Origin of the sequence: Cellulomonas sp. URHE0023, assembly GCF_000688475.1 — a bacterium.
Classification (GTDB): domain Bacteria; phylum Actinomycetota; class Actinomycetes; order Actinomycetales; family Cellulomonadaceae; genus Cellulomonas.
This window is the reverse complement of sequence record NZ_JIAN01000006.1, coordinates 755,540-773,050: the sequence shown is the minus strand read 5'-3', so window position 1 is coordinate 773,050 and position 17,511 is coordinate 755,540. Positions and strand designations below refer to the sequence as shown.

The following is a 17,511-nucleotide window of genomic DNA, read 5'->3' as shown; positions in this document are numbered from 1 at the left end:
CGGATCGGCTGCGGGAGGAGGTGACGCCGCCTGACTGCCCTCAGGGCAGCCCAACGCATGTCACCCGGGTGGGCACGTCCCACCCCCGACCCTCGCAGGAGGCTCACATGGAGATCGTGGTTGCCGGCCGGCACACCGAGGTGCTCCCGAAGTACCGGGCGCACGTCGAGCAGAAGCTCGCGAAAGTCGAGCAGCTGGCCCCCCGCGCCCAGCGCATCGATGTCGTCGTGTCGCACGAGACGAATCCCCGCCAGTCAGGAAGCTCCGAGCGTGTCGAGCTGACCGTGGTGGACCGAGGTCCCGTGATCCGCGCCGAAGCATGCGCAGACGACAGGTACGCGGCTCTGGACATGGCGCTCAACAAGCTCCTCGAGCGCCTGCGCCGAACCCGCGACCGGCGCAAGGACCACCGCAACCACACTCCGATCGCGCCGGTCGACGTCCGCCCGCCCGAGCCCGAGCCCGAGGCACCGGCGCCGCTCGACCCCGACGCGGCTGTGGAGACGACGCTCGGCGACTCGCCGGTGATCATCCGCGAGAAGGTCCACGCAGCCCATCCCATGACCGTCGACGACGCGCTCTACGAGATGGAGCTGGTCGGTCACGACTTCTTCCTGTTCATCGACGCCGAGACCGCTCAGCCGTCGGTCGCGTACCGCCGCCGCGGCTGGAGCTACGGAGTCATCAAGCTCGACACGGCCGTGTCGTCCGTGCACGTCCCGCTGGAGGTCGGCGCGGGCTGACACTCGCCGACCATGGATCGCTCCGACGCCCGACCGTCGCACGACGGCCGGGCGTCGGTGCGTTCCCACGGCGCGTCGTGTCGGCCGACGGGTCGGTGTCGGTGGTCGGCGCGAGGATGGGCCGGTGACCGTGGAGCGCCTCAGCCTGTCGCAAGCCCGACGCCTGACCCTGCGCGCTCAAGGCCTCGACGCGCCCAGGCCGGTGCGTGGGGCGCCGCCGACGATGCGGCACTTCCAGCAGGTGGTCGACCGGCTGGGCGTCCTGCAGATCGACTCCGTCAACGTGCTCGCACGAGCGCACCTCATGCCGACGTACTCGCGGATCGGCGCCTACGACGCCTCGCTGCTCGACACGGCATCGGGGAAAGCCCCTCGCAGGCTCGTCGAGACCTGGGCGCACATGGCCTCGTTCGTCCCGCCGGAGACGTTCCGGTTGCTCGGGTGGCGTCAGCGCTCCTACCTGACGGAGGCCTGGGGGTCGATCGCGGACGTCCCGCTGCAGCACACGCCGCTGCTCCGCGAGATCCGCGAGATCATCACCGCACGGGGCCCCATGACGGCCCGGCAGGTCCAGGAGGGCTTCGAGGCCGAGCACCCGACCACCCGGACCGAGTGGGGCTGGAACTGGACCGTGGCCAAGCGGGTGCTCGAGTTCCTCTTCTTCACCGGCGAGGTGACGTCGGCGGGACGCAACGGGGCGTTCGAGCGGCGGTACGACCTGACGTCGCGCGTCCTTCCGCCCGCAGTCCTCGCGGCGCCGGAGCCGTCGGAATCCGAGAGTGTCCGCGCTCTCATGGAGATCGGTGCACGTGCGCACGGCATCGGCACGCTGCGCAGCTTCGCCGACTACTTCCGCATCAAGCTGGCGCCTGCGGCTCTCGCGGTCGCCGAGCTGGTCGAGGAGGGTGTGCTCGCCGAGGTCACGGTGGACGGCTGGGACGAGGGTCCCGTCTGGTGGCACCGGGACGCGACGCTCCCGCGCCGAGCGACGGGGCGCGCGCTGCTCAACCCGTTCGACCCCCTCGTGTTCGAGAGGCGCCGCGTCGAGGCGCTGTTCGGGCTGCGCTACCGCATCGAGATCTACGTCCCGGAACCGAAGCGTGTCTGGGGCTACTACGTGCTCCCGTTCCTCCTCGGGGAGTCCCTGCCGGCTCTCGTCGACCTCAAGGCGGACCGCCAGGCCGGCGTCCTTCGGGTCCAAGGTGCGCACCGGAGCCCGGGCGCACAGGTCGAGGTCGTCGAGGAGCTGGCGGCCGAGCTGCGTGACCTCGCGCTCTGGCTCGGCCTCGACGACGTCGCCGTGACCGACCGCGGCGACCTCGCGGCGTCCCTGAAGGCCACGATGCGGTAAGGACTTTCGCCCACGCCCCGCAGGCTCGCCTACGATGGTCGGGCCCGGCCGTGCGGTCGGCACCCAAGCCGCTCCGACGCCGCGCGCCCGGAGTGCGAACACGTCGGGAGTAGTGCGTGCCAGCGATCCTCGAGAAGGTCCTGCGCCTCGGTGAAGGCCGGATCGTCAAGAAGCTGTCGGGCATCGCCCAGCAGGTCAACACCTTGGAGGACAGCTTCGTCGCGCTGTCCGACGCAGAGCTGCGCGAGGAGACCGACCGGTTCCGCGCACGCCTGGCCGACGGGGAGTCGCTGGACAGCCTGCTCGCCGAGGCGTTCGCTGCCGTCCGCGAGGCGGCGCGCCGCACGCTCGGCCAGAGACACTTCGACGTCCAGCTCATGGGCGGCGCCGCACTGCACCTCGGAAACATCGCCGAGATGAAGACGGGCGAGGGCAAGACGCTGGTCGCGACCGCTCCGGCGTACCTCAACGCCCTGGCCGGCAAGGGCGTGCATGTCGTCACCGTCAACGACTACCTGGCGAGCTACCAGTCGGAACTGATGGGCCGCGTCTACCGGTTCCTCGGGCTGACGAGCGGTGTCATCCTGTCGACGCAGCGTTCCGACGAGCGCCGGCAGCAGTACGCGTGCGACATCACCTATGGAACGAACAACGAGTTCGGCTTCGACTACCTCCGCGACAACATGGCGTGGAGCACCGACGAGCTGGTCCAGCGCGGTCACAACTTCGCGATCGTCGACGAGGTGGACTCGATCCTGATCGACGAGGCGCGCACGCCGCTGATCATCTCCGGCCCCGCCTCGGGCGACGCCAACCGCTGGTACGCCGAGTTCGCCAAGGTCGTCCGTCGGCTGCAGGCCGAGCGCGACTACGAGGTCGACGAGAAGAAGCGCACGATCGGCGTCCTGGAGCCCGGCATCGAGCGCGTCGAGGACTACCTCGGCATCGACAACCTGTACGAGTCGCTCAACACGCCGCTGATCGGCTTCCTCAACAACGCCATCAAGGCCCAGGAGCTGTTCAAGCGCGACAAGGACTACGTCGTCATGAACGGCGAGGTCCTCATCGTCGACGAGCACACCGGGCGCATCCTGCCGGGTCGCCGCTACAACGAGGGCATGCACCAGGCGATCGAGGCGAAGGAAGGGGTGGCGATCAAGGCTGAGAACCAGACCCTGGCCACGATCACGCTGCAGAACTACTTCCGCCTGTACTCCAAGCTCTCCGGGATGACGGGTACGGCCGAGACGGAGGCCGCCGAGTTCCAGGGCACCTACAACCTCGGCGTCGTCCCCATCCCGACGAACCGCGAGATGCAGCGCATCGACCAGCGGGACTTCGTCTACAAGAGCGAGAACGGCAAGTACGACGCCGTCGTCGAGGACATCGTCGAGCGGCACGCCAAGGGCCAGCCGGTCCTCGTCGGCACGACGAGCGTCGAGAAGAGCGAGCTGCTCTCGAGCAAGCTGAAGAAGCAGGGTGTTCCGCACGAGGTGCTGAACGCCAAGCACCACGCGCGCGAGGCGTCGATCGTCGCGCAGGCCGGTCGTAAGGGCGCGGTCACCGTCGCGACCAACATGGCCGGTCGTGGGACGGACATCATGCTCGGTGGCAACGCCGAGTTCATGGCCGTCGAAGAGCTCGAGAAGCGTGGCCTCGACCCTGCCGAGAATGCTGAGGAGTACGAGGCCGCCTGGCCGGCAGCGCTCACCAAGGCCAAGGAGTCTGTCGCGGCCGAGCATGACGAGGTCGCGGAGCTCGGCGGCCTGTACGTGCTGGGCACCGAGCGGCACGAGTCGCGCCGCATCGACAACCAGCTGCGTGGTCGTTCCGGTCGCCAGGGAGACCCGGGGGAGTCGCGGTTCTACCTGTCCATGCAGGACGATCTGATGCGCCTGTTCAACTCGGGCCTGGCGGAGTCGATGATGACGCGCGCCGGATTCCCGGAGGACATGCCGCTGGAGTCCAAGATCGTGACCCGCGGCATCCAGTCGGCGCAGTCACAGGTCGAGGCGCGCAACTTCGAGATCCGCAAGAACGTCCTCAAGTACGACGACGTCATGTCCCGGCAGCGCACGGTCGTCTACGACGAGCGTCGGCGCGTGCTCGAGGGTGAGGACATGCACGTCCAGATCCAGCACTTCCGCAAGGACGTGCTCACGGACTACGTCGCCGCGGCCACGGCCGAGGGGCGCCCGGAGGACTGGGACCTGGACGGGCTGTGGACCGCTCTGAAGGCGGTGTACCCGGTGTCGATCACGCCTGAGGAGGTCATCGCCGAGGCCGGCGGCGAGACGCGCCTGTCGGCGGACCTGATCATCCGGGAGATCCTCTCGGACGCCGAGGTCGCGTACGCCGAGCGCGAGGAGACCATCGGCGCGGAGAACATGCGTCAGCTGGAACGGCGAGTGACCCTCTCGGTCCTGGACCGCAAGTGGCGCGAGCACCTCTACGAGATGGACTACCTCAAGGAGGGCATCGGCCTGCGGGCGATGGCCCAGCGTGACCCGCTGGTCGAGTACCAGCGCGAGGGCTTCCAGCTGTTCAACGCGATGAACGACGCGATCAAGGAAGAGACCGTCGGCTACCTGTACAACCTGGAGGTGCAGGTTCAGGAGCAGGAGCAGGGCGCCGCACCGATCACGCTCGACTCTGTCGCTGCGGCTGCGAGCAGTGCGGGTGCCGCGGCCGCCGATCGACCCGGCGCACCCAAGCTCGTCGCGAAGGGCATCGACGGCCCGGAGCAGCGGGCGCCGTTGCAGTACTCGGCGCCGACCGTCGACGGTGACGGTGGTGTGGTCACGCGTGCCACGGGTCCCTCGGGTGCGAACGGTGCGTCTGCCGAGCCCGGATCGCAGGCTGGCGGCACGGTCAACCGTGAGGAGCGCCGCAAGGCCGCCAAGCAGCAGCGCAAGCGCTGACGTCGGGAGCCGTTGGCCCGTCCGCCCTCGTGGGTGGGCGGGCCGTCGCCCGCGTCAGCCGATCTCGAGCGCTGATGCGCGCCAGGCGCCGCGGTGCGCCTCGAGCCTGAGCGCCACAGCACGAACGCGACCGCCGTCGTCTGCGACGACGGTCACCTCGTGCGCCGTCGCGACGACCGAGACCAGCCGGAACCGTCGAACCACGGGTCGTCGCACCTCCTGGCGCGGACGGAGGACGCGCGTCGTCAGGGCGCTGCGCACCTGGACGGCTTCGTAGACGCCCGGGGCGAGCCAGCGGGCGAGCTGCGCGACCGGCCGGCGGCCTGAGAGGACCTCCAGCGCAGCGAGGGCGATCGAACAGCCGATGGCTGCGGGGTTGCCCGACGGGACGGCACTCGGCGCGTCCTCGTCGTCGGTCGGGGCTGACGTCTCGAGGGCACGCAAGACGGAGATCCGCGCTGTGATCGTGGGTGCGACCGGTTGCGGGGCACCTGTGGCCCGTGGGATGAGTGCCTTGGCGGGAGCCGGGACGAGACGGATCCGAGGTGTGGCCCTGGGACCCGACGCCGGGCCGTGCACCAGGGCGAACGCGTCCTCCGCGCTCGATGGTGCGAGCTCGACGGCGACGGCGGTCATGACGACGCTCCGTCGTGCGCCAGTGGCGCCGTGAGCTCCTGACCGGGCACGATCCGGCTCGGGTCAGGTCCGATCACGGCCGCGTTGGCGTCGTACCACTGCGGCCAGGACGCCGCGATCTGGGCGTCGGTCGCATCGGGTCCGAGATGCCTCGCCGCGATGGCCCAGAGGCTGTCGCCGGCCGCGACGACCACGTGTCCGCGGTCAGGGGTCGTGGGTGCGGTGGCTGCGGGCGACATGAGCGCCGGCGCGGGCACCGCGACCGCAGTGTCCGCAGGCGCGATGACCTCCGGTGCCAAGTCTGGCGTGGGCTGCGCAGGGAGGTGCGACTCCGCGGCTGGCGATGCACTGGGTTCGGGCGACGGGCGCGCGCTGTCGCCGGCTGCACCGTCCGCGGGAGTCGTCACGTGCCAGCCGAGGTCCTCGGCGGCGACCGCGACGGTGCTGGGCGAGGGGCTCGGTGCCGGGGCGACCGTGGCGGAGGCACCCGTCGCGGCGCCGAGCCCGACCGTGGCGCCGACGACGAGAACGAGCGACCGGCGCACGACCGCGGGGGCCCACCGATGCACGAGCCGCTCTCCGAGTCGCCAGCTCGACCCCACCAGTCGCATCGCCAGGCAGCAGAGCGCGACCAGAGCCGATGCGGTGAGCCAGGCGGCGACCAGCGCACCGACCCCGCAGAGGGCGATCTCCACGAGCGCGTCGACGGACGGCGACGACGACCCGCCGGCCAGTGACCACGCCCGCGCCGCGAGCCCGACGGCCAGTCCTGCACCGACCAGCGCGGCGACCAGGAGGCCGAACGTCGTCGTCACCCGCGTCGGCCGGGGCTGTGCCGGTGGGGGTGTCGTGCTCGGGCGCAAAGCGTCGGTCACCATGGTTGATCCTCAATCATGTCGTTTGATGCTGTTTGGCATCAGTTGAGGATCATAGATGTACCTGATTGTCCGATTCGTGTCCAGTGCGCATGGCTCCGGACCTGCGCATCGGTCACGACGCGATGGCGCGGCGCAACGGCGCCACCTCGGCAGGCGTCGCACGGACGTGCTCGGGCGCTCGCACGCTGCGGGGGGCGTGCGCAGACCCCTGTCCCAGCAAACCTGCCGGTCAGGCATCGCGTTCTGCGAAAGGATGGAGCCGTGCTGCTCACCCCTAACGTCGGACGCTTCGATGCGACGTGGCTCCGGCGCCAGTACGAGGGGACATCCCTGGCGGTGGGGCCAGAACGGATCACCTGGGCTGCCCCGAGCTATGTCGCCTTCCGGCGGGGCGGGTTCGACCTCGCGGTCGGAGACAAGCCCGGGCAGGCCAGAACCGTGACCCACATCCGAACGATGTTCCCGTCCCAGTTCAGCCCGGGACTCATCGACCGGTACCTGGTCACCGACATCTCCGGAACCGTGCTCGGCGCGTTCCCGTCGGGCTTCGGTGAGACCGGGTCGGCGCTGCCGGAGCACTTCGCGGGGTGGTACCCCGTAGCAGCCGTCAAGTCGGCGGTCGAGGCGGCCGGCATGAGGTGGGAGGACAGGAACTACATCGGGAACGCCCCCGACCTCGAGCGGGACTTCCCGGGCGTCGTACCGAAAGTTCGTGGCCGGCACGCGATGGTCTGGGGCCTGACGCTGACGTACTGCATTGCCGGGGCGGTCTTCATCGTCTTGCCGTGGGTGGCCCGACCGGAATCCGGCCACGCACCCATCGTGTTCATCCTGCTCGCCGAGCTTCTGGGCGCGTGGCTGCTGTTCGTGGGTGTGACGGCAACGCCGGCCGTGATGCGACGCAGGCGAGAGCGCCTCCGTGCACGGCAGGCGGCGACGCATGCAAGTTCCGAGGCGTCGGGCGACTGAGCTGCTCGCAACCTCGCCGGTTCCCCGTCGCCCGTGAGCGGCACAAGAGGTGAGCATCTTCTGTCGACGGCCGCCGTCTAGGATCTCGGCCATGCCGAAGGGCCCGCATCCTCCTGATCGGACCGGTCACAGACCACGCGTGATCAGGGCCGTCGTGGTGTGGGCCCTGCTGCTGGCCGCGCTCGTGGCCGGCGCCGCTGTCGTCCTCCTGCCGGCGCTGTGGTCCCACGTCGACGCGGTGAGCAACCAGTTCGCAGCCCGCGGAGTTCTGGTACTCACGATGGCGTTGGTCGGGTTCGGGTCGCTCTTCGTGCTCGGCGCGAGAGACCTGTGGCGATGGGGGCGCCCCGGGCGCCTCAGGTGGGCGTTCGGAATCGTCGTTGCCGTCTCCGTGTGGGGAGCGATCGCCTCGTGGGTGGAGCGCGAACCGTCCTCGGCAGTCGTCGCGGTGGTGGTCTGGGGCGCCGGAGCGGGCCCCCTCGTGCTCCTGCGGACTCCTTCGGCGCGCCGCTGGGTCAGTGCGGTCCCGCGCTCGCCCCACCCGAGGATCGAGACTCGCTGGGCGGGGAGGTTGGGGCCCGAAGCAGCCCAGCACCTGGCACGGTTCTCGCGTGCGGTCGTCGTCGCCATCGTCTTCGCCGTGATGGTGCCGACCGCACTCGGCTTCGCGGGCGCCGACGGTGCACCGGTCGGGCTGGCCGTCGCTGCGGTGGCCGTCATTGGTCTCGTGCTCTCCGGGGTCCTGGCACGCCTGTCCCTGCGCGCGGCTCGGGATGCCGTCGCGGCACAGCACGGCTTGCCGCGAGGCTCGTGCCGATGGGTGGTGCTCACCAGTCCCTCCGCCTTCGACGCGACCCTCGCTCGGGCCATCCGCCTGAGTTCCGGCACCGGTTGACCGGCGCGCGCCGCGCACGAGCACCAGCCCCAGCTGGCGGTACACCGAGGCCGCTTCCCGGAGGTCTTCCCGCTACGTGCCTGACCACGGGCTCGACGAGCGTCGCCTACGGTTCTCGGATGCGGTGGGAACAGCTGTTCGCGGACATGGAGGCCCAGCTCGCGGCGGGTCGGCTGGCGGACCTGCGCGCTGACGTCTCGGAGCTGGCCCGGGCGGAACGCGGCTCGGTGATGCTCTCGGCTCGCCTCCGGGCGTCGGTCGGGCAGCGGCTGCGTGTCCGGGTCGAGGGTGGCGAGCCTGTCGACGGGACAGTGCTGGAGGCGGCGCCTGAGTGGTTGCTGCTGGCCGCACCGGCACGACGAGCTCTCGTTCCGCTCGCGGCGGTGGCCGCGGTCGAAGGTCTCGCGACCGACTCGGCGCCGCCCCCCGGCGTCGTCGAGTCCCGGTTGGGGCTCGGTCAGGTGCTGCGGGCGTTGTCGCGCGACAGGGTAGGGGTCCGGGTCGCAGCCGGCGGGTCCGAGCTCATCGGACGCATCGACCGGGTCGGAGCCGATCACCTGGACGTCGTCGAGCTCGGCACTCAGGGACGTGCGTCGTGGTCGGTGCCGTTCGAGCGGCTACGCGTGGTGCACGAGGCCTGAGCCGAGTGCCTCAGCCGGCGTCGGCGGAGGAGGTGGCGTCCGACGAGTTGCGCGCTCGTGTCTCCTCGTACATCCGCTGGATGTACTTCTCGAGCTCGTCCGACTCGATGCGCCACTGGAGGCGACCACCGATCTGGATCGCCGGCAGGTCGCCGGAGCGCACGAGGGCGTAGGCCTGCGGGGCCGAGATGTTGAGCACCTCGGTGACGTCCGCGAGTGTCAGGAACCGCGAAGGCATGACCGCAGTCTGACACGCACCGGCGCAGCAACCGGTTTGTCCACAATGCTCTGTTCTCGCCCGCACGGGGCCGTCCGGACGGCAGGATGCACAGGTCTGCCGACGAACAGGGGAGTCATGGACACCAGCGTCATCGATCTGCCCGCGCCCGTCGCGGCTCGGCTGCGCCGACCCGGCTGGCGCGACCCGCGGCTGCTCGCCGGCATCGCCATGGTGGCGGCGTCCGTCCTGCTGGGCTCGTGGGTGGTGCGGACCGCTCAGGCGACCGTGCCGGTGTACGTGTCGCGCGTCGCGCTGGTCCCGGGGGACCGGCTCGAGGCCAGCCAGCTCGTCGTCGTGGATGTCCGCCTGGGCACCGTCAACCTCGACCACTACCTGCGTGCCGACGAGGCCCTGACCGACGCGGTGGTCGTACGGGTCGTCGGCCGCGGTGAGCTCGTCCCGGCGTCGGCGGTCGGTGACGCGAGCGATCTCGACCTCCGCCCCGTGTCGGTGACGCTGGAGCACGTGCCGTCCAAGGACGTGACCGTCGGCGCGCAGGCGGACCTCTGGTTCACGCCCACGCCGGCGTCCGGCCAGAACGAAGGACCGGCCGAGCCTCGGCAGCTCGCGCGTGACCTCGTCGTCTCGGAGGTGACGACGCCGGACAGTGCGTTCAGCGTCGGTGGGGGGACTCAGGTCCAGGTGCTCGTGCCGAGCGCGCAGCTGCCGGACATCCTCGCGGCGCTCTCGGCGGACGGCACGCTCGACGTCGTCCCCGTGCCGGGAACGGGTGGCTGACGTGTCGGTCGGGGTGCTGTGCGCGGTGCACGGGTCTGCTGAGTCGATCATCGTGCAGGCTTTCGAGCGCACGGGTGGCCGCCTCAGCGTGACGCGACGGTGTGCCGACCTCACGGAGCTGCTCGCAGCAGCCGAGGCGGGTCTGGGCAGGCTCGCGGTCGTCTCTGGTGACCTGGACCTGCTCGACAGGGAGGCTGTGGACCTTCTGCACCGGGCCGGGGTCCGCGTCGTCGGCGTCGGAGACCTGTCGCGCCCGTGGATCGGAGAGCGGCTCGCCGCCCTCGGCGCGGACCTGGTGGTCATGGAACCGCACGACGAGGATGCGGCCGGCTCGGTCGTCCGCGAGGCGCTGGCGATCCTTGACGCCGCGAGCACCTCCCAGGCTGCCGGGGCGCCGCCCGACGACGCTCCGGTCGTGCGTCCTGCCGCGGGCTTGGTCGTCGCGGTGTGGGGTCCGACGGGGGCGCCCGGCCGGACCACGGTCGCCGTGAACGTCGCCGCGGAGCTGGCTGCTGCGGGTCGCCGCACGCTGCTGGTGGATGCCGACACGTACGGGGGGTGCGTCGCGCAGGTCGTGGGGATGCTCGACGAGGCACCGGGGATCGCCGCCGCTGCCCGGGCGGCGGGACAGGGCACCCTCGACCTGGTGACGCTGGCGCGCCTGACGCCCCTGATCTCGCCGGACCTGCGGGTGCTGTCCGGGATCTCGCGCGCCGACCGCTGGGCGGAGCTGCCGTCGTCGTCGCTCGAGTCCGTCTGGGGCGTGGCGCGCTCGCTGGCCGAGTGGACCGTGATCGACTGCGGCTTCAACCTCGAGCAGGACGAGCTGTTGAGCTACGACACCCGTGCCCCGAGTCGCAATGCCGCGACCCTCAGTGCCCTCGAGGCTGCGGACGTCGTCCTGGTCGTCGGCTCGGGGGACCCGGTCGGGGTCCAGCGGCTCGTGCGTGGCCTCAGCGAGCTGACCGAGCTGGGTCTGGGCGGCACGCGGATCGTGATGGTCAACCGGGTGCGTGCCTCGGTTGCCGGTGCCCACCCGGGCGAGGCGGTCCAGCAGGCCCTCGCGCGGTACGCAGGGGTGACCGACGTGCACCTCGTGCCGGACGACCGGCCGTCGCTCGACGCAGCACTGCTGGAGGCGCGCACCTTGCGCGAGGTCGCGCCGGGTTCTCCGGCGAGGCGCGCTCTCGCGGCCGTCGCGGTGCAGGTGGACTCCATGCTGGCGCCCGTGGCGCGGCCGGCCGTCGCCGGCTGACACCCTGCGGGCCGCGCGGGAGCCGACCGATGGGCCCGGCGACGGGCACACTGGGTGCGTGCGCATCTACCTCCCCGCGTCCCTCGACCAGATCCAGCCCGCGGCAGGCCCGTTGACGCCGCGTCGGGTGCATGCCGTGACGCCGGCTCTTCGGGCGATGTTCCCCGACGAGGACGACGAAGGCCTCGAGTTCGCGGCGCAGCTCGCGGCCGCCGACGACTCGCTCGCCCTGCTCGGTGAGCTGCCCGGCGCCCCCCGCGCGCGGCTCGTGGTGTCGGTCGACGTGTCGCAGGAGGACGTCCGGGCGTTGGTCGACGACGACGAGGTCCCGAGCGCGATGGATCTGTTGCGGGCCGTCGACCTCGAGGACATCGCGTGCGTGCACGTGGACGAGCCCGGGGTAGGTGCCGACGTCGACGCGGCGATCACCGGCGACGACGCGGCGATCGACCGCCTCGACGAGCGCGACCTGCTCTGGTACGACGCGTCGGAGCTGGGTGCGATACCGCGCTGAGCCGGTCGTCCGGCTCGGTCCGGAGCCGTGGCCTTCGTCACGGTGCGGCCACCTGGTTGGACCCTGTCCCCGCGACCGGGTAGTGTTCACCGCCGGTACGACGTCCGGCTGCACGTAGGTTCGCCCCGCCAGGCGACCGACGAGGGTCGGGCGTTATACCCCCATGGGGTATGGTGTAATTGGCAGCACGACTGATTCTGGTTCAGTTAGTCTAGGTTCGAGTCCTGGTACCCCAGCGTTGACACCGCTGATTCGGTCCACCGTGGTGGATCGGGTAAAGTGTTCAATCGCAAGCGAGGCCCTCGGGCCTCGCAGCGTATAGGCCCCCGTTGTGTAGCGGCCTAGCACGCCGCCCTCTCACGGCGGTAGCGCCGGTTCGAATCCGGTCGGGGGTACGTAGAGAAAGGCCCGGTCCATGTGACCGGGCCTTTTCTCGTTCCCGGAGGACCAGCGCCACACCGGCCGTGCTGAACGATCGAGTACGGCTGCTGATCGATGACGATGCCGAGGCGTCGTTGGACGCGCCGGGCACCTGACAGCAGACTCGTCCTATGACTCCGGTCCCCAGCCTCGACCCGCGCCGCACGGCGCTGACCAGCCCTGCGCTGGTCGTCGTGCCGCGTGCGTGTCGTTGTCTGGACGCGGCGTCCGGCATCACCCTCGCGTGTCTCTGACGCGCGCCGTGCTGCCCGTCGGCTGAAGCCGACCCCCGCCCTCGTGGGCCCCCCGCACATCCATCGACACCCGCCTGCCGCGAGCAGCCGGGCGTCACTGATGCGCGCATCCCGAAGTACGCACCCGACCCAGGGAGTTCCATCGTGACCACTCGTCAGCTCAAGCTCGGCGCCGTCCTCATGGGCGTCGGCGGCCCGGGGCAGCACGCCACCTGGCTCAGCCCGGAGATCCCCGGCAACGCGAGCGTCGACATCAACTGGTACATCGAGCGCGCACGGCAGGCCGAGGCCGCCAAGTTCGACCTCGTGTTCATCGTCGACAGCCAGTTCATCACCCCGGACTCACCGCACCACTACCTCAACCGGCTCGAGCCGCTGACCCTGCTGTCGGCACTCGCGGTGAGCACCAGCAACATCGGGCTCGTCGGCACCCTGACCACGTCGTACAACGAGCCCTTCAACGTGGCGCGCCGGTTCGCGTCCCTGGACCTGATCAGCGGGGGTCGCGCAGGGTGGAACGTCGTCGCCACGGGCGACGGGGGGACGGCGGGCAACTACAGCCGCGACGAGCACTTCGACTACGCGACGCGCTACGGCCGCGCGCTCGAGCACGTCAACGTGGTCAAGGGCCTGTGGGACTCCTACGAGGACGACGCGTTCCCGCGCGACAAGGAGAACGGGGTCTTCCTCGACCCGTCGCGCCAGCACCAGCTCAACCACAAGGGCGAGTACTTCTCGGTCGTCGGGCCGCTCAACATCGAGCGCTCGGCGCAGGGGCAGCCGGTGATCTTCCAGGCCGGCGACTCCGACGAGGGAAGGGACCTCGGCGCGACCATCGCCGACGCGATCTTCACGCACGCGCCGACCCTCGAGGCCGGCCAGGCGTTCTACCAGGACATCAAGGCGCGTGCCGCCGCTCAGGGGCGCAACCCGGAGCACGTCCTGATCCTGCCGGGCGTCTCACCGATCATCGGAGACACCGACGAGGACGCCCGCGCCAAGGAGCAGGCGATCCTCGGCACGAAGAGCTTCGAGCGTGCGCTCGCGGAGTTCGGCCGGCCGTTCGGCTGGCACGACTTCTCGCAGTACGACCTCGACGCGCCGTTCCCCGAGGTCGGCGACCTCGGCGACCGGAGCTTCAAGACGCAGGCGGACCGCATCAAGGCGCTCGCCAAGGAGAACGGGTACACGCTGCGCGAGACCGTCGAGGCCGTCTCGACGAGGCGCCGGTCGCCGTTCGTCGGCTCGGCGCTCACGGTCGCCGACGAGATCCAGCGCTGGTTCGAGGGGCGGGCCTTCGACGGGCTCAACATCCACACCAGCGTGCCCAGCGAGTTCGCGCGGTTCACCGACGAGGTGCTTCCGATCCTGCGCGAGCGCGGGGTGGTCCGCAGCGAGTACGAGTCCTCGACCCTGCGCGGGAACCTCGGCCTGCCCGTCCCGCAGAACGTGCACGCCGTCGCGCGCGAGGCGCAGCGTCAGCCCTCCCTCGTCTGACCAGAACGTCCACAGCAACCACCACCCCACACGGAAAGTTCCATGAGACGACTCAGAACAGCCGCAGCCCTGACCACCGCAGTCGCCGCATCGCTCGTGCTCGCGGCCTGCGGCGGGACCGCCGGCGGAGCCGCCCCGGCCGATGCCTCCCACACGCCCGACCCCGACAAGCCGCAGGTCCTGCGGTGGGCGATCGACTTCCCCGCGAACTGGGACCCGGTCGTCTCGGGCAGCGGCGCACAGTTCCGGATCCTGTCGCTCGCGTACGCCTCGCTGACCAACATCGACGAGGACGGCGTGGCCCAGCCGGGGCTCGCCGAGAGCTGGGACTACAACGAGGCCGGCGACCAGGTGACGTTCCACCTGCGCCCCGGTCTGACGTTCAGCGACGGCGCACCCGTGAACGCCGAGGCCGTCAAGCTGTACCTCGAGCGCGCCAAGACGCAGGAGAACTCGGCGCTCGACGGTGACCTGGGCTCGATCGCGTCGGTCGACGCGGCGAGTGACACCGACGTCGTGGTCCACCTCACGCAGACGGACTACCAGCTCCCGCTCCTGCTCGGTCAGCGCGTCGCGCAGATCACGAGCCCCGAGGCTGCGAAGGACCCGGCCAAGCTCAACACCTCGCCCGTCGGCGCCGGACCGTTCATCGTCAAGGAGCTCGTCACGGGCTCCCACGCGGTCCTGGTGAAGAACCCGAACTACTGGGACGCGGAGCACATCCACATCGACGAGGTGGACCTGTCGGCCGCGCCGGACCCCGCGACCGTCGTCTCAGGCATCCAGACGGGCGTCTTCGACTTCGCCTACCTGGCTCCGAGCCAGGTCAAGGCCGCCGAGGCTGCAGGTCTCGACGTCGTCAAGCAGCCCGGCTACAACGCGTCGAACATCAGCCTGAACATCAACAAGCCGCCGTTCGACGACCCCAAGGTCGTCGACGCCGTGAGGTACGCGATCGACCGCCAGGAGTTCGTCGACAAGGTCACGTTCGGCACGGGCTCGACCACGGCGGAGCCGTTCCCTGCCGGGTACATCGCGTACGACAAGGAGTCCGAGGACCTCTGGCCGTACAACCCCGAGAAGTCCAAGGAGCTGCTCGCCGAGGCGGGCCACCCGAACGACATCTCGGTCGACCTGGTCATCCCGGCGGAGTCTCCCGCCGCGGAGATCGTGCAGTCCCAGCTCGCCGAGGTGGGCATCACGGTGAACATCAAGGTGCAGCCGGACTGGGCCACGCCCTTCTTCGCCAAGGACCTCGCCCTGTCGCTCTACGGCACGACGGGCCGCGAGTCGCCGGTGCAGACCCTGACGGCCCACTTCGGTCCGCAGGGCCCGCTGAACCTGTCCTCGCCGTACGTCCCTGAGGGGTTCGACGCCGCGATCGCGGTGGCCCGCCAGACCCCGCTCGACTCACCGGACTACGCGAAGAACCTCCAGGCAGCGACACGTGCCGGGCTGGAGAGCCAGGCGCTGGTGTTCACCTACAGCCAGCCGAACATCTTCGTCAAGAGCCCGCGGGTCTCCGACCTGCCGGCAATCCCTGGCCAGGTGCACTGGACCGGCGTCACGGTCGCCGAGAAGTAGCAACGCCCGCCGGGGCGCGCCTGATAACGCGCCCCGGCCGTCGACCCGAGAGGAGGGGACCCTGATGAGCACCACCACGACCACGACTCACGTCCAGGGCTGGGCGCGGACGCACGGCATCTCGCGTGGTCTGGGCCGAACGCTGGCCGTCTTCGTCCCCGTGTTCTTCCTGGGCACGTTCATCACGTTCGGGCTGCGCCAGCTCAGCGGGCTCAGCCCGGCGCACCTGCAGCTGGGGGAGTCCGCAACGCCCGAGAAGGTGGCGCAGCTCGAGGCGCAGTGGGGACTGGACCAGCCGTTCCTCACGCAGTACTGGAGCTGGCTGACCTCCGTCCTGCACGGTGACCTCGGCCTGAGCTGGGTGGACGGGACGAGCATCTCGTCGGCCCTGTTCGGTCGCGCGATCATCAGCCTGTCCATCGCCGGCCTCGCACTCCTGATCGGGGTGACGATCGGCTTCGCACTCGGAACGGTCGCCGCCCTGTGGCAGACCACCTGGGTGGACCGTGCGATCACCGGGTTCACGACGGTCATCTCCGTGATGCCGTCCTTCGTGGTGGGCATCGCGCTCGTCGCGGTGTTCGCGGTGAGCCTGGGCTGGTTCCCGTCGGCCGGCTACGTGCCGATCTCGCAGGGCGTCACACCGTGGTTCGAGCACATCTGGCTGCCCGCGCTGGCGATCAGCTTCGACACCATCGCCGACGTCGCACGCCAGCTGCGCTCCGGCCTGATCGGGGCGTACCGCGAGAACTACGTCGTCGGCGCCGTCGTGCGCGGTCTCGGACCGCGGCGGATCTTCTTCGTCCACGTCCTGCGCAACGGCGTCGGCCCGGCACTGACCGTGTTGGGCATGAAGTTCCCGAACCTGCTCGGCGGGGCCGTGGTGACCGAGGCCATCTTCGGTCTCGCCGGCTACGGCAAGTACGCGGCCGACTCCGCGCAGCGCGGCGACGTCCCGGCGGTCCAGGGCGTCCTCGTGGTCTCGATCGTCGTCGTCGTCGTGTTCAACCTGCTGGTCAACACGGCGCTCGTGAAGATCACGCCCGCCTCGGCGAGAGGGGTCTGACCATGCTCGGACGCATCGCGCGGCTCCCGAGCGGCCGCCTGGGGCTCGTGATACTCCTCGGCGTGCTGTTCCTGGCAGCCTTCGGCCCCGCGCTGGCCCCCTACGACCCCCTCGAGGGCGGGGACGCGGTCCTGGCCGGACCGTCCAGCGCCCACTGGATCGGAACCGACTACCTGGGCCGGGACGTGCTCAGCCGCATCCTGGCCGGCTCGACCGTCAGCGTCCTCGGTGCGGTGCAGGTCGCACTCATCGCACTCGTGGTCGGTGCCGTGCCGGGAATCCTCTCGGTCTACCTCGGGCGGTCGTTCGAGTGGTTGTCGCTGCGGCTCGTCGACACCCTCATCGCCCTGCCGTTCCTCGTGTTCGCGGTGGCAGTCACCGCTCTGCTGGGCAACGGCATCCCGCAGGCCATGTTCACCGTCGGGGTCCTCGTCTCGCCGGTCTTCTACCGCGTCTCGCGAGCCGCCGCGCTCACCGTGTCGCGTTCGCAGTACGTCGAGTCGGCACTCCTGTCGGGCGCCTCGGTCGGCTGGGTGGTGCGCAAGCACGTGTGGGCCAAGGTCCTGCCTCCGCTGTCGATCGCGCTCGCCACGACCATGGGCGCCGGCTTCGTCGTCGTCTCGAGCCTGACGTTCCTCGGGATCGGGGTGCAACCGCCCGCGCCCACCTGGGGCGGCGTGCTCGCCTCGGAGCTGATGTACCTGAGCTATCAGCCGTTCGCACCGCTCGTCCCGACGCTCCTGATCATGGTCACCGTCTGGGCCTTCAACCTGCTCGCCGACGCCATCCGGGACGTGACCGGCGACGCCGGCCGCGCACTCTCGCGACCCGCACCCGTCGCCGCCGACGCCACCGCCTAGGGAGACTCC

Annotated in this window: 16 protein-coding genes and 2 tRNA genes; 15 read left to right on the top strand and 3 right to left on the bottom strand. The window is 70.5% G+C overall.

All coding sequences use genetic code 11. The features are described from left to right. Positions 1-107: 107 nt before the first annotated feature. The 3 genes from hpf to secA all read left to right on the top strand — a co-directional run bounded on the left by hpf (position 108) and on the right by secA (position 5,015). Complete coding sequence (hpf, locus tag N553_RS0112765; RefSeq protein ID WP_028046841.1) at positions 108-743, top strand: ribosome hibernation-promoting factor, HPF/YfiA family; 636 nt, start codon at positions 108-110, stop codon at positions 741-743. Positions 744-867: 124 nt separating this feature from the next. Continuing rightward, positions 868-2,094: a winged helix-turn-helix domain-containing protein gene (locus N553_RS22565; protein ID WP_369796711.1), complete on the top strand. Its 1,227-nt coding sequence runs from the start codon at positions 868-870 to the stop codon at positions 2,092-2,094. A gap of 116 nt (positions 2,095-2,210) precedes the next feature. Continuing rightward, positions 2,211-5,015 (top strand): preprotein translocase subunit SecA, encoded by a 2,805-nt coding sequence (secA, locus tag N553_RS0112755; protein WP_028046840.1) that lies wholly within the window; start codon positions 2,211-2,213, stop codon positions 5,013-5,015. A 54-nt stretch (positions 5,016-5,069) separates the two neighbouring features. Here secA and N553_RS24320 read toward each other — a convergent pair whose 3' ends face one another. Both N553_RS24320 and N553_RS22555 read right to left on the bottom strand, forming a co-directional pair. Further along, positions 5,070-5,651, bottom strand: coding sequence for an Rv3235 family protein (locus N553_RS24320; RefSeq protein ID WP_051640127.1), 582 nt, complete (start codon positions 5,649-5,651; stop codon positions 5,070-5,072). Then, on the bottom strand, positions 5,648-6,529 hold the full coding sequence (locus tag N553_RS22555; RefSeq protein ID WP_197030045.1) for a LysM peptidoglycan-binding domain-containing protein: 882 nt from the start codon (positions 6,527-6,529) through the stop codon (positions 5,648-5,650). The genes N553_RS24320 and N553_RS22555 overlap by 4 nt, the downstream gene beginning before the upstream one ends. A gap of 261 nt (positions 6,530-6,790) precedes the next feature. On the opposite strand from N553_RS22555, the gene N553_RS0112740 reads away from it, so the two are divergent. The 3 genes from N553_RS0112740 to N553_RS0112730 all read left to right on the top strand — a co-directional run bounded on the left by N553_RS0112740 (position 6,791) and on the right by N553_RS0112730 (position 9,034). Continuing rightward, a complete protein-coding gene (locus N553_RS0112740; protein WP_028046839.1) occupies positions 6,791-7,498 on the top strand; it encodes a hypothetical protein in 708 nt (235 codons plus the stop codon). Positions 7,499-7,637: 139 nt separating this feature from the next. After that, positions 7,638-8,393 carry a hypothetical protein gene (locus N553_RS0112735; protein WP_028046838.1) on the top strand — a complete coding sequence of 252 codons (756 nt, stop codon included), beginning with the start codon at positions 7,638-7,640 and terminating at the stop codon, positions 8,391-8,393. Between the two features lie 119 nt (positions 8,394-8,512). Continuing rightward, positions 8,513-9,034: a hypothetical protein gene (locus N553_RS0112730; RefSeq protein WP_028046837.1), complete on the top strand. Its 522-nt coding sequence runs from the start codon at positions 8,513-8,515 to the stop codon at positions 9,032-9,034. A gap of 10 nt (positions 9,035-9,044) precedes the next feature. Here the strand turns inward: N553_RS0112730 and N553_RS0112725 are convergent, their stop codons facing one another. After that, on the bottom strand, positions 9,045-9,272 hold the full coding sequence (locus N553_RS0112725) for a helix-turn-helix domain-containing protein (protein ID WP_028046836.1): 228 nt from the start codon (positions 9,270-9,272) through the stop codon (positions 9,045-9,047). A gap of 117 nt (positions 9,273-9,389) precedes the next feature. Here N553_RS0112725 and N553_RS0112720 point away from each other — a divergent pair, with 117 nt between their 5' ends. From N553_RS0112720 to N553_RS0112680, 9 genes are all read left to right on the top strand, one after another. Beyond that, positions 9,390-10,052, top strand: coding sequence for a hypothetical protein (locus N553_RS0112720; RefSeq protein ID WP_028046835.1), 663 nt, complete (start codon positions 9,390-9,392; stop codon positions 10,050-10,052). 1 nt (position 10,053) lies between these two features. Further along, positions 10,054-11,307 (top strand): hypothetical protein, encoded by a 1,254-nt coding sequence (locus N553_RS0112715; protein ID WP_028046834.1) that lies wholly within the window; start codon positions 10,054-10,056, stop codon positions 11,305-11,307. 58 nt (positions 11,308-11,365) lie between these two features. Beyond that, positions 11,366-11,821, top strand: a complete 456-nt coding sequence (locus N553_RS0112710; protein ID WP_028046833.1) for a hypothetical protein — start codon at positions 11,366-11,368, stop codon at positions 11,819-11,821. Between the two features lie 164 nt (positions 11,822-11,985). Then, positions 11,986-12,057: transfer RNA gene (locus tag N553_RS0112705), tRNA-Gln, on the top strand. A gap of 86 nt (positions 12,058-12,143) precedes the next feature. Then, positions 12,144-12,216, top strand: a tRNA-Glu gene (locus N553_RS0112700). A gap of 423 nt (positions 12,217-12,639) precedes the next feature. Continuing rightward, the gene (locus N553_RS0112695) at positions 12,640-13,992 is read left to right on the top strand and encodes an LLM class flavin-dependent oxidoreductase (protein WP_028046832.1); all 1,353 of its coding nucleotides are present in this window, start codon (positions 12,640-12,642) and stop codon (positions 13,990-13,992) included. Between the two features lie 42 nt (positions 13,993-14,034). Then, positions 14,035-15,576, top strand: a complete 1,542-nt coding sequence (locus tag N553_RS0112690; protein WP_028046831.1) for an ABC transporter substrate-binding protein — start codon at positions 14,035-14,037, stop codon at positions 15,574-15,576. 64 nt (positions 15,577-15,640) lie between these two features. After that, entirely contained in the window at positions 15,641-16,642 is a 1,002-nt protein-coding gene (locus N553_RS0112685) for an ABC transporter permease (protein ID WP_081844539.1), read from the top strand. A 2-nt stretch (positions 16,643-16,644) separates the two neighbouring features. Beyond that, entirely contained in the window at positions 16,645-17,502 is an 858-nt protein-coding gene (locus N553_RS0112680) for an ABC transporter permease (protein ID WP_028046829.1), read from the top strand. Positions 17,503-17,511 lie beyond the last annotated feature (9 nt).